The sequence below is a fragment of the Micromonospora sp. NPDC005215 genome (assembly GCF_040607915.1).
Lineage (GTDB): Bacteria > Actinomycetota > Actinomycetes > Mycobacteriales > Micromonosporaceae > Micromonospora.
Window position 1 is genome coordinate 36775 of sequence record NZ_JBEXHQ010000042.1, and the last position, 11021, is coordinate 47795.

Consider the following 11021-nt stretch of genomic DNA (forward strand, 5'->3'; position numbering starts at 1 on the left):
GACTAGACGTCATTGCGGTCGTAATTTTCATGGCCACAGCTTCTCGATGAAAAGGACGATCACTGGTGACGGGTGAGAGTGGCGGGCTGCTGGTGCGGCTGCGCATGGAGGGGCCGACCATGCCGGAGGCCCTGGCAAAGATCGCCGAGGCCATCCTCGACGATCCGGAGACGGCAGCGCACGCCAGCATCGTCGACTTGGCCGAACGATCCGGGACCTCCACCGCGACGGTCACCCGCTTCAGCCGGGCACTCGGCTTCAAGGGGTACGCCAACCTACGCGTCGCCGTAGCGACCGAAACCGGCCGGGCCGAGCAGGCACGCTGGGAGACCGACATCTCCGGAGATATCGCACCGGAGGATCCGATCAGCAGCGTCCTCGACGTGATCACCGCCGCGGACACCCGGGCCATCCAGGCGACCGCGTCCGGCCTGGACACCTCCGCGGTCGAACGGGTGGCCGCCGCGATCGCCACCGCCGGCCGGGTGGAGATCTTCGGGCTGGGCAGCAGCGGCACCGCGGGCAGTGAAATGGCGTTCCGACTCGAACGCATCCGCATCCCGGTGCGGTACCGCGCAGACACACACACCGCCCTCACCAACGCCGCGCTGCTCGGACCGGGCGACGTCGCAATCAGCCTGTCGCACTCCGGCCGGACCCGTGAGGCGATCGAAATGCTCGCCGAGGCCGCCGATCACGGCGCGCTGACCGTGGCGGTCACGTCGTTCGCCCGCTCACCGCTGGCCGAGGTCGCCGACCTCGTCTTCACCACCTCGGTGCACGAAACCACGTTCCGGCTCGCGGCCCTCTCCGCGCTGCACTCGCAGCTACTGATCCTCGACCTCATCTACGTCGCCGTCGCACAGCGCACCTACGAACGGACCGCCGAAGCGCTCGAACTCACCGTGCGGGCCGTCGACGCACACCGGATGCCGGACACCAATGCGAACCGCAAGCGAGCACGGAGGGAGAAGCCGCTGTGACGATCACAAGCGCAGACTATGTCGAGGTCATCACCAAGGCCATCGAACGCGTCGGCACCACCCAGGGCGACCGGGTGGCGCAAGCCGCCGACCTGCTGACCGCGACGCTGCAGGCCGGCGGGGTGATCCAGGCGTTCGGCTGCGGACACTCCGAGGCACTCGCCATGGAGATCGCCGGCCGGGCCGGCGGCCTCGTCCCGACCAACAAGATCGCCCTACGCGACATCGTCCTCTACGGTGGCGAGCCGACGAGCGTGCTCAGCGACCCGCAACTCGAGCGCACGCCCGACGTCGCGCACCGCCTCTACGCACTCGCCCCGATCAAGCCCGACGACGCGTTCGTCATCGCCTCCAACTCCGGCGTCAATGGCGCCGTGGTGGAGATGGCACACCTGGTGAAACAGCGAGGGCACCCGCTGATCGCGATCACCTCGATCGCGCACTCCGCCCGGGTCGAATCACGGCACGACAGCGGGCTCAAGCTCGCCGACCTCGCCGACATCGTGCTCGACAACGGCGCGCCGTACGGCGACGCGTCCCTCGACTACGGCGACGGCGCGGTCGGGGCCGTCTCGTCGATCACCGCAGCACTGCTGGCCCAGCAGATCGTCACCGAGGTGGTGGCACGGCTGCTGGCGCTCAACGTCACCCCGCCGGTCTACCTGTCCGACAACGTGCCGGGCGGGCGGGAGCACAACAAACACATCGAAGAGCGGTACGCCGGTCGCATCCGGCGTACCGCATAGGGAAAAGGCCCAGCTGATGAACCGTTCACTCCTGTCAGGACCGTACCCCACGAGACGAACCATGCTGCGCGCGGCGGTGACGGCCGGTGTCGCGCTACCCCTGCTGAGCGGCTGCGTGACCGGCGGCGACGACGACGAGGATCCGGCCGCCGGCAACACCGGCGTCAAAAGCGCCGACAACCCGCTGGGCGTCAAGGCGGACGCCCCGCTCGAGGTCGTGATCTTCAAGGGCGGGTACGGCGACGACTACGCCAAGCACGCCGGAACGCTGTACACCCAGAAGTACGCGGGCGCGAAGATCGACCATCAGGGCATCCAGAAGATCGGTGAGGCTCTGCAGCCCCGGTTCGTCGCGAACACCCCACCGGACGTCGTGGACAACACCGGCGCCAGCCGCCTGGACATCGCCACGCTGGTTTCCGCCAAACAGGTAAGCGATCTGAGCCAGCTGCTCGATGCTCCCGCGTACGACGACCCGGGCAAGACGGTGCGCGACACACTGCTGCCCGGCGTGGTCGACGACGGCACGTTCGACACGGTGCCGTTGACACTCAACTTCACCTACACCGCCTGGGGCCTCTGGTACTCCAGACCACTCTTCGCCGCCAGGGGCTGGAGCTACCCGAAGAACTGGGACGAGATGCTCACGCTCTGCGCGACCATCAAGGCGGCCGGCATCGCGCCCTGGACGTACCAGGGCAAGTACCCGGAGTACATCAACGATCCGCTGCTCAGCATGGCCGCCAAGACCGGCGGACCGTCGCTGGTCAAGGCCGTGGACAACCTCGAGCCGAACGCGTGGAAGGCGCCGGGTCTGATCGGCGCGGCCGAGGCTTTCGCGGAACTGGCCGGCAAGGGCTACATCATGTCCGGCTCCGAGGCACTGTCCCACACCGAGGCGCAGGCGGCCTGGTCGCAGGGCAAGGCCGCGTTCATCCCATGCGGCTCGTGGCTGGAGAGCGAGCAGAAGGGCGTCACCGCACCGAGCTTCGACATGGTGATGGGTCCGGTGCCGTCGCGGACCTCGGCGGACGTGCTGAAGCACACCGCACTGCAGGCAGCCAGCAGCGAATCGTTCCTGGTGCCGGCGAAGGCGACGAACCCCGCCGGCGGTATGGAGTACCTACGGATCCTGTTCTCCAAGCAGTCAGCGAAGGCGTTCGCCGAGACCGCCGGCACGCTGCCCGCGGTGGCCGGAGCCACCGACGGTCTCACGCTGAGCAGCGGCCTCGGCTCGGTCCGCGACGCGGTCCAGGCGGCCGGCACGGAAACCTTCACCTACCGGTTCCGCACCTGGTACGCGCCGCTCGCCAAGGCTGTTGACGACGCCACCGGTGAACTGGTGAACAGGCGCAGCACCGCCGCGCAGTGGTCGGACCGGATCCAGAAGGCGGCCGACTCGCTGGCCAAGGACTCGTCGGTGAAGAAGTACACCCGCTGATGAAACACGGTCGGTGGCGGTTCCTGGTCGGCGCGCTGGTACCCGCGCTCGTGCTGCACGCGGTCTTCGTGCTGTCACCGTACGCGCAGGCCTTCTACCTGTCGCTGACCGACTGGACCGGCGTTGCCGGCGCGGCGCAGTTCGTCGGGGCGGGCAACTATGCCCGCCTCGGCGGCGACGCCCTGTTCCTGCACGCGGTCCGTAACAACGCGGTGATGCTGGTCGTGGTGCCACTGGTGACCATCGGCATCGGGCTGTTCCTGGCGAGCATGATGCACCTGGGTGGCCGCGGTGGAAGACGGGGGATCGCGGGCTCGGGTGCGTACCAGATCGTCTATTTCTTTCCGCAGCTCTTGTCCCTCGTGGTCATCGCGGTGCTGTGGGGCTTCGTCTACAACCCGAACACCGGCCTGCTGAACGGGGCGTTGCGGTCGGTCGGTCTGGACGGATTGACCCGGAGTTGGCTCGCGTCGCCGTCCCTGGCGCTGATCGCGGTGATGGCGGTACTGGTCTGGTCGTCGGTGGGCTTTTACGTGGTGCTGTTCAGCGCGGCGATCGACAGTATCCCGCAAGAACTGTTCGAGGCGGCGTTACTCGACGGGGCCGGCGGCTGGGCGACCTTCCGCACTGTGACGTTTCCACTGGTTCGCGAAAGCGTGCAGGTCGCGTTCGTGTATCTCGGCATAGCGGCGCTGGATGCCTTCGCCGTCGTTCAGGTGATGACCGTTGGCCCCGGTGGCCCAGACGGCGCGACCGAGGTGATCGGGCTCTCGCTCTACCGCAACGCCTTTCAGTACGGGAAGTTCGGCTACGCGTCGGCCATGGGTGTCGCCCTGTTCTTCGCCACGCTGACGCTCGCCGTGCTCGCGCTGCGGACGGGCCGCAAGGAAAGGCTGGAGTTGGCATGACCGTGACACGTGAGCGAGCGGTCGTGGCCGCTCGGCCTGCCCCTGCACGTCGCGCCCGACGCTCCGGAGCCGCCTTTCCGGTGCACCTCGCCATGCTGGCCTGGGCCGTCGTCACCGCGATGCCACTGCTGTGGGCGGTGGTCAGTTCCTTCAAGACCGACAACGAGATCCTCAACGAACCGTGGTCCCTGCCGGCCTCGCCGCAATTCGACAACTGGTCACGAGCGTGGACCCAGGCCAGCATCGGCCGCTACTTTCTCAACAGTGTCATCGTGGTGGGTGGCGCGCTGCTGCTGACCATGCTGCTGGGGTCGCTGGCCGCCTATGCCCTGGCGCGCTACGAGTTCCGGGGTAACCGGCTCATTTACTACACCTTCGTCGCGGCGATGTTCTTCCCGGTGTTCCTGGCGCTGGTGCCACTCTTCTTCGTCGTCCAACAGTTGGGACTGCTGGGCACGTACCCCGGTCTGATCCTGGTCTATGCGGCTTACGCCGTGCCCTTCACGGTCTTCTTCCTGCACGCGTTCTTCCGCACGCTGCCCGGCGAGGTGGCGGAGGCGGCATTCATCGACGGCTGTTCGCACGGCGCGGTCTTCTTCCGCGTGATGCTGCCGATGGCCCGGCCGGGCCTGGTGGCCGTCGGCATCTTCAATTTCCTCGGGCTCTGGAACCAGTACCTGCTGCCACTGGTTCTCAATCCCGACCCAGACCGGTACGTCCTGGCGCAGGGTCTGGCCGCCCTGTCGGTCAGCCAGGGGTATCGCAGCGACTGGAGCGGTCTGTTCGCCGGCTTGACCATCGCGATGCTGCCGGTGCTCATCGCCTACGTCGCGTTCCAACGACACATCCGCGCCGGAATGACCGCCGGCGCGGTCAAGTAGGTCCCTCTCCATCCCCCACCATTGGAGGACCCCGCTCATGCACATCGACAGACGTAGATCAATGGGGCTCGCGGGAACCATCGCCCTGCTCGGCACGCTCGCGGTCTTCGCCAGCGCCCCGAGTGCCTCCGCCGCCGAATGCGGCTACCTGTTCGACGATTTCTCCTACACCTCGTCGAGCGACAGCGCCCTGACCGCGCACGGCTGGACGCCGCGCAGCTACTCCGGCGGCCCGGGCGTGCCCGGGGCCACCTGGTCCCCGAACAGCATCACCTTCCCCACCGCCAACGGCCAGAAGGTCATGCAGCTCAGCGCCTCGACTGACGGCACCGGCGCCGGCACCAACCAGGCGGAGCTCTACAGCACCCAGAAGCGCTACCTCGAGGGCACGTACGCCAGCCGGGTGCGTTTCACCGACACCCCGACCAGCGGGAACGACGGCGACCACATCAACCAGACCTTCTTCACGATCAGCCCGCTCAACGGTGACCTCGATCCGACCTACAGCGAGCTGGACATCTCCGAGTACCTACCCAATGGCGGGTGGGGCGAGACCGGCCCGATCAACTACCAGACCACCTGGTACACCTACCGCAACGAACCCTGGTACGCGGACAACCTGCACTCCGAGCAGCGCAGCAGCCTCAACGGCTGGCACGACCTGGTGGCGACGGTGGCGAACGGCCATGTCATCTACTACATCGACGGTGTGCAGGTGGGCGACCACTCGGGCAAGTTCTACCCCCGGCAGACGATGACGATCAACTGGAACCTCTGGTTCATCGACACGGCGGCCCACTCGGGTGGGCTGAGCACCTACATCCAGCAGGTCGACTGGGTGTTGTTCGCCAAGAACCAGGCGCTGACCCCGGCGCAGGTGACGTCGAAGACGGCCGCGTACCGATCGGCGGGCAGCACGTTCGCGGACACGGTGGCCACGACGGGTGGCTGCTCGAACCCGACGAATCCGCCAACCACGCCGCCGACGAACCCGACAACCGCGCCACCGACGACGTCGCCCACCACACCGCCGCCAGCCGGCAACTGTTCGACCGCACCGGAGTGGGCCTTCGGCACGGCCTACACCGGAGGCCAGACGGTGAAGCACGAGAAGAGCAGGTACGGCGACCCGAGCGGTCCGCCGTCGGGCGACGGCAAGCACCTGTGGCGGGCGCGGTACTGGACGCAGGGATCCGAGCCGGGCTGGACCCAGCAGTGGGAGGATCTCGGCCGTTGCTGAGCGGCAGCTGACCACATACCCGGACAATAGGTACGGGCGGCCGCTCGCGATTCACGGCGAGCGGCCGCCCGGCGGGCGGTTCTCGTTGTCCTGCAGGACCTGCCAATGGCGAGTCAAGGCGGATGTGGAGACGCCGTCCAGGACGGTGCCGCACGACCCCCCCGCGGCCCAGAGACGGCTCAGACCCGCGTCGAGCAGCGGGATGGGAAACTATTTCCCCGGTCGTAGATCCCTGGAGACGGGTGCCTCGGTACGTGCTCCTCCGGGCACCCGCCCCAGCGGGTTGGTCAGCCCCGTCGCCATTTCTGGTTGGCACCGCCGTTGCAGGTCCACAGCTGCAGGACGGCGTCGTTGTTCGGGTTCCAGTCCTTGATGTCGACGCACTTGTTGGCCTGTGGATTGACCAGGTCACCGGCGCCGTTGAGGACGAACTGCTGAGCGGAATTGCCGGAGCAGGTAGCGATCTGGATGGCGGCGCCGTCGGCAGTGGAGCCCCAGGCGACGTCCATGCACTTGTTGTTCTGAGTACGCAGGGTGCCGTCGACGAACTCCCAGCGCTGGTTGGTGCCGCCGGTGCAGTTCCAGACGATCAGGCGTTGGCCGTCGTTGAAGTTCAGGTTCGGCACGTCGATGCACTTGCTGTGCCAGTTGCTGACGATGGCACTGCCGACCGTCGGGGGCGGGTTGGTCGGCGGCGGGTTGCCACCGGTGAACGGTGAGAGGATGATCGCCGCCGAGCGGGGGTCACCGTGGTGCACCAGCGACTCGAAGCCGCCGACGTCGTCGTAGGCGAAGCCGTACGCCTTGCCGTCGGCCATGTTGGCGTGGACGATCCGCGAGTAGTGGTTGGGTGCGCTGTTGCGGTAGAACTGGTTCGCGTCCAGCACCGGTTCCTGCGACGAGGTGCCCAGGGTGCCTCGGTTCAGCGCGGTGCACAGCGTGCGTTTGATCTCCGGCTCGATGAACGGCGGTGTGTTCGGTGCGTTGAACACGCCGTCGCAGCCCCAGACGTTGGCGGTGCTGGGCTTGGCGACCGTGGCGACCTGGGCGCCTGCCGAGTCGGTGAAGACCATGGTGTTGCCGTTGGTTCGGCCGAAGAACCGTCGGTTCGGCTCGTTGACCCGGGGCACGACGGTGAGCGTTCGGCCTGTGTAGGCGTTCCACGCTGAGGTGATGTACCCGTCGAGGTAGTTCGGGCTCATCAGGCCGGCGTCCATCGCCTTGCCGGGCGCGAGGACCCGCAGGACGGTTCCGTCGGAGCGGGTGTACACGGAGCGGGCGAAGTCCGGGTTGGCCCGGATCTGGTTGATCACGTTCTCCCGGCCGTTGGCGACCGGGTCACCGCTGCGGATCGTTTGTCCGTCGGCACCGGTGACGCTCACCGCGTGCGGGACGGCGAACATGTCCACCTGGGAACTGTTGAGCCACAGGCCTGAGTCGTTGTAGGTGAACTCCGACCAGTCGAACAGAATGTCCCGGTTCGGGTCACCGCCGGCCCACGGCGCGGGTTGGACAAGGCCATCGGGGCTGAGGCGGAAGTCCAGCTTCCGGCCGAAGGAGAAGTACATCCGGGCCGAGATGAACCGCGGGAAGCGTACGGTGACGCTGCTTCCGTTGCCAGGGCCGGGGATCGCCACGTCCGGGGCCGGAGTCGGCGGCAGACCACCGGCCGGCCAGGCCGAGAACTGTCCGGCAGCGTTGACGTAGCCGAGTCGGCCACCGGGGCGGATGTCCTGTCCAAGGATGTAGAGGAACACCGCCTCGCCGCGGCCGGAGTTGTTGGTGACGGTGACGGGCAGTAGGTCGGGCCCGACCGCATGGGCCGGCTGCGGCATGGCGGTGAGCATCGGAACAGCGGTGACAAGGACCGCCGCGGTAGTGACGAGAGCCACCCTGAGGCGGCCTAGCATCAACAAACTCTTCTTCACCGAAACCTCCTGACATCGGCTTGGCCATCCTGACGGATCAATCAGGACGAGGTCGAGAGAGCGCTCTCACAGCGTGATAGCCGTCGATGGCAAAGTCAACGACAATCGTTAACCTTGTTTCCTGATGTTGCGGCCACGGTGAGGATCACGTCAGACGCGCACCGACGTCCGCCAGGTGCAGCTGATCGCGGACGTGGGCGCCAGCCAGCCGCTTGCGGCGGTCGAGCACCACCTGGTCGTCCGCGGCCAGGGACGGGGGCCTTGATCCCCTACCTCGGTCGCGGCGGCTGGGGTCGAGCGGGAAACATTGCCGTAGCACCCTTGACACATAGGTCAAGAGCGATCCATGCTGATCGCGGTACGCAATGACAACGTTGACACAAACTAAGCAACGGCTCCTCGCAGGAGTTCCGGGGAGCTGAACGCGCCTGCCGCCGACGTCGGAGTTCGTGACGGCCCCGGCAAACGTCACTCAGGATCCGGCGGGACCGCTGCGTCGCGCTGACTCCCGCCGCAACGAGGACATGCACTTCTAGCTGCGAAAGCTCTGGCGGAGTCGGCCGCTCCCAGCAATCGATTTCACCATCCCCGCAATCGGCGGCGGGGTAGTCCATTGACGACCGATCTGGAGGGTTACATGTTCATGTCGACCAATCGAAAGCGGCCGCGCTCACGCACGGTCGCTCTTCTGGCCGTGGCTGGCGTGGTGGCTGCTTTGACATCGTTGCCGGCAGGACCCGCTTCGGCGGCGGTGTCCACCGTCGTCGGGGTCGGTTCCGGCCGTTGCCTGGACGTGGTCGGGAACAGTGACGCGCTCGGCGCCACCGTCAACATCTACGACTGCAACGGCCAGGCCAACCAGGCATGGAACTTCACCCCGGCCGGTGAGTTCCGGATCTTCAACGACACCCGCTGCCTGGACGTCAAGGGTCAGGACACCACCGCCCCTGCCGCGCTGCAGATCTACACCTGCAACGGCGGCCCCAACCAGAAATGGCGAATCAACGCCGACGGCACGATCGTCGGCACCCAATCGAACCTGTGCCTGGACGTCACCGGTGGCGGCACGGCCAACGGCACCCTTGTCGACCTGTGGACCTGCAACGGGCAGAGCAACCAGCGCTGGACGACGTCCGCCGGCAGCTCCGACACCCAGCCGCCGACGGTGCCCGGCAACGCGCGGGTCAGCAACCTGCTCTGTGACTCGGTGACCTTCGCCTGGAACGCCTCGACCGACAACGTGGGCGTCGCGTTCTACGATATCTACCACGACGGCCAGCAGATGAAGACGGTCAGCGGCAGCACGCTGTCGACAAGCCTCACCGTCGTGCCGGGCGCCACCTGGGGCCTGTACGTGAACGCGCGGGACGCCGCCGGCAACGTCTCGCAGGCCAGCACCACCGTGTCGATCACCCCGCCGCAGTGCCAGGTCGACACGACGCCGCCGACCACGCCGCAGCAGCTCGCCGGCTCGGCGTCGGGCACCACCGTCTCGTTGACCTGGACAGCGTCGACGGACAACATCGGTGTCCGTAGCTACGACATCTTCCGTAACGGATCCAAGGTGGGCACGGTCAGCGGAACCGGCGCCGTGCCGCCCGCCACCAGCTTCATCGACAGCGGGCTGTCGGCGAGCACCAGCTACCAGTACTACGTCCGCGCGCAGGACGGTCAGGCGAACGTGTCGCCGGCCAGCAACACCGTGACGGTGACCACCGGTGCGTCCTGCGGCAGTTCGGTATGCACAGTGCGGCAGGTCGCGACCGACAACGACATCCCGTGGGGCATGGTTACGCTCCCGGACGGCGCCATCCTCTACGGCCGTCGCGACGCGAAGGACATCATCCGGCTCAACCCCACCACCGGCGCGAAGGCCACCGTCGGCACGGTGCCGAACGTGCAGAGCACCGACGGTGAGGGCGGCCTGCTCGGCCTGGCGATCTCGCCCAACTACGCCAGCGACCAGTGGCTGTACATCATGCACACCTCACCTACCGACAACCGGATCGTACGGATCAAGGTGCAGAACAACGTCCTCAACACCAGCACGGAGCAGGTGCTGGTCAGCGGGATCCTGCGCAACAAGTTCCACGACGGCGGCCGGCTGCGGTTCGGTCCGGACGGCAAGCTCTACGCCAGCACCGGCGACGCGCAGAACGGCGACAACGCGCAGAACATCAACAACCTCGCCGGCAAGATCCTCCGGCTGAACGCCGACGGGAGCGTGCCCTCGGACAACCCGTTCGGCAACTACGTGTGGAGCTACGGCCACCGCAACCCGCAGGGCCTGGCCTTCGACTCACAGGGGCGGCTCTGGGAGCAGGAGTTCGGCAACGGGATCATGGACGAGACGAACCTCATCACCAGGGGTGGCAACTACGGCTGGCCGGCCTGTGAAGGCACTTCTGGCAGCTGCGGCACCTCCGGCCTCATCGCGCCCAAACGGACCTACCCCACCTCGGACGGCTCCTGCTCCGGCATCGCCATCGTTCGGGACGTGCTCTACGTCGCCTGCCTGCGGGGAACCCGCATGTACCGCGCGGTGATCAGCGGCGGCAACCTGACAAACGTGCAGACGTATTTCAACGGCACCTACGGCCGGCTGCGCACCGTGGAGCCGGCGCCGGACGGCGGTCTGTGGCTGACCACCTCCAACAACGGCGACAAGGACAGCACCCCCAACAACAGCAACGAGAAGATCTTCCACGTCACCCTGGGCAGCTAACGGCCAGCCGCGACGGCTACGAACCTTCCTTCGTAGCCGTCGCGGCCACAGGCACATCCAGCAATAGGCAGCAATCACAAGGACGGGAGGCGCGCACATGAGGATCAAACGTCGCGATCTGCTGGCGATGGGAGCCGCCAGCGCCGGAGCAGCGGGACTGTCAGCTGTC

Annotated in this window: 8 protein-coding genes; 7 read left to right on the plus strand and 1 reads right to left on the minus strand. The window is 67.1% G+C overall.

The features are described 5' to 3' along the window. Positions 1-65 precede the first annotated feature (65 nt). The 6 genes from ABZU25_RS26145 (at position 66) to ABZU25_RS26170 (ending at position 6199) form a co-directional block, all read left to right on the plus strand. The gene (locus ABZU25_RS26145) at positions 66-983 is read left to right on the plus strand and encodes a MurR/RpiR family transcriptional regulator (RefSeq protein ID WP_355032008.1); all 918 of its coding nucleotides are present in this window, start codon (positions 66-68) and stop codon (positions 981-983) included. After that, positions 980-1729 (plus strand): SIS domain-containing protein, encoded by a 750-nt coding sequence (locus tag ABZU25_RS26150; RefSeq protein ID WP_355032009.1) that lies wholly within the window; start codon positions 980-982, stop codon positions 1727-1729. Before ABZU25_RS26145 ends, ABZU25_RS26150 begins: the two co-directional genes overlap by 4 nt. Before the next feature lie 61 nt (positions 1730-1790). Then, complete coding sequence (gene ngcE / locus ABZU25_RS26155; protein ID WP_355032010.1) at positions 1791-3170, plus strand: N-acetylglucosamine/diacetylchitobiose ABC transporter substrate-binding protein; 1380 nt, start codon at positions 1791-1793, stop codon at positions 3168-3170. Beyond that, complete coding sequence (locus ABZU25_RS26160) at positions 3170-4078, plus strand: sugar ABC transporter permease (protein ID WP_355032011.1); 909 nt, start codon at positions 3170-3172, stop codon at positions 4076-4078. Before ngcE ends, ABZU25_RS26160 begins: the two co-directional genes overlap by 1 nt. Then, the gene (locus tag ABZU25_RS26165; protein WP_355032012.1) at positions 4075-4959 is read left to right on the plus strand and encodes a carbohydrate ABC transporter permease; all 885 of its coding nucleotides are present in this window, start codon (positions 4075-4077) and stop codon (positions 4957-4959) included. The genes ABZU25_RS26160 and ABZU25_RS26165 overlap by 4 nt, the downstream gene beginning before the upstream one ends. Positions 4960-4996: 37 nt before the next feature. After that, positions 4997-6199 carry a glycosyl hydrolase gene (locus tag ABZU25_RS26170; protein WP_355032013.1) on the plus strand — a complete coding sequence of 401 codons (1203 nt, stop codon included), beginning with the start codon at positions 4997-4999 and terminating at the stop codon, positions 6197-6199. 287 nt (positions 6200-6486) lie between these two features. Here the strand turns inward: ABZU25_RS26170 and ABZU25_RS26175 are convergent, their stop codons facing one another. Then, positions 6487-8109, minus strand: a complete 1623-nt coding sequence (locus tag ABZU25_RS26175) for a beta-1,3-glucanase family protein (protein ID WP_355032029.1) — start codon at positions 8107-8109, stop codon at positions 6487-6489. 769 nt (positions 8110-8878) lie between these two features. Here ABZU25_RS26175 and ABZU25_RS26180 point away from each other — a divergent pair. Next, positions 8879-10852, plus strand: coding sequence for a PQQ-dependent sugar dehydrogenase (locus ABZU25_RS26180; protein WP_355032014.1), 1974 nt, complete (start codon positions 8879-8881; stop codon positions 10850-10852). Positions 10853-11021 lie beyond the last annotated feature (169 nt).